Annotated in this window: 2 protein-coding genes; both read right to left on the bottom strand. The window is 70.7% G+C overall.

The window, feature by feature from the left end; genetic code table 11:
• A partial coding sequence (locus tag AOK15_RS39910; protein WP_055523997.1) for an alpha/beta hydrolase family protein occupies nt 1–506 on the bottom strand: 506 nt, incomplete at its 3' end.
• Between the two features lie 157 nt (nt 507–663).
• A partial coding sequence (locus AOK15_RS39905) for a LuxR C-terminal-related transcriptional regulator (protein WP_167738926.1) occupies nt 664–1,074 on the bottom strand: 411 nt, incomplete at its 5' end.

Raw genomic sequence — 1,074 nt, 5'->3', positions numbered from 1 at the left:
AGGCCCAGCACCGCCGCCCGGACCCGGGGCTCGGCGGCGACGAACGGAACACCGAGCCCGCACCCCAAGGACACCCCCCAGTAGCCCACCGGCCCGGCGCCGACGAACGGGAGCTCCTGCACGGCGTCCAGGACCCCCTGCCACTCCGGGACGGTCCGGCGCGCCACGAGCGCCTGGAACCCGGCGATCAGCGGAGCCAACTCCTCCCCGGCAGCCGCCCGGGCCTGGTTCTCCGTCACTATCCGGTCGTAGTTCTCGTCCTTGGGCCGGTCACCGTGTCCGGGCACATCCACCGCGACGACGGCGAACCCGCACTCGGTGACGAAGCGGAACGCACGCGCCACCACACCGGGCGCCTTCTTGTGCTGTCCGCCGCCGTGGCCCATCACGATCAGCGGACGCGGACCGACGGCACCGTCCGGCGTCCACAGCACGCCGGGGATCTCGTCGAGGGTGAAGAGGTGTTCGCGGACGCCGTCGGACGACGTCTCGGAGTTGAAACGCATGAGCGGTTCAAGCCTTTCGGGATGCCTTCTGCGGGCGCTCCCTAGGCCATGCGAGGGAGGGAGCCCCGACCTGTCACAGCGTTGATCGGTCTCACCTCCTCGGTTCGCGGCGAAGCACGGCGGTGCCGAACGTACCACGAGTGGATCTTCGGGCGGCTCAGCCGGGGGTGACCAGCCTGGCCTCGTAGGCGAAGACCGCCGCCTGGGTGCGGTCGCGGAGGCCCAACTTCACCAGGACCCGGCTGACATGGGTCTTGATGGTCGACTCAGCCACGACCAGGCGCTCGGCTATCTCGGAGTTGGAGAGCCCCTGGGCGATCAGGACGAGCACCTCCGTCTCACGGTCGGTCAGCTCCCCGTAGGCCAGCTGGGCCGCCGCCGACGGGCGGGGTGTCTCGGCCAGCTTGGAGAACTCGGTGATCAGACGCTTGGTGACCGACGGGGCGAGCAGCGCCTCCCCCGCGGCCACCACCCGTACTCCTTCGGCGAGTTGGCGGGCCGAGGCGTCCTTGAGCAGGAACCCGGAGGCGCCCGCGCGCAGCGCCTGGTACACGTACTCGTCGAGGTC

This window comes from Streptomyces ossamyceticus, assembly GCF_001418475.1.
Taxonomy (GTDB): Bacteria; Actinomycetota; Actinomycetes; order Streptomycetales; family Streptomycetaceae; genus Streptomyces; species Streptomyces ossamyceticus.
This window is presented reverse-complemented; position numbering and strand designations above follow the sequence as displayed.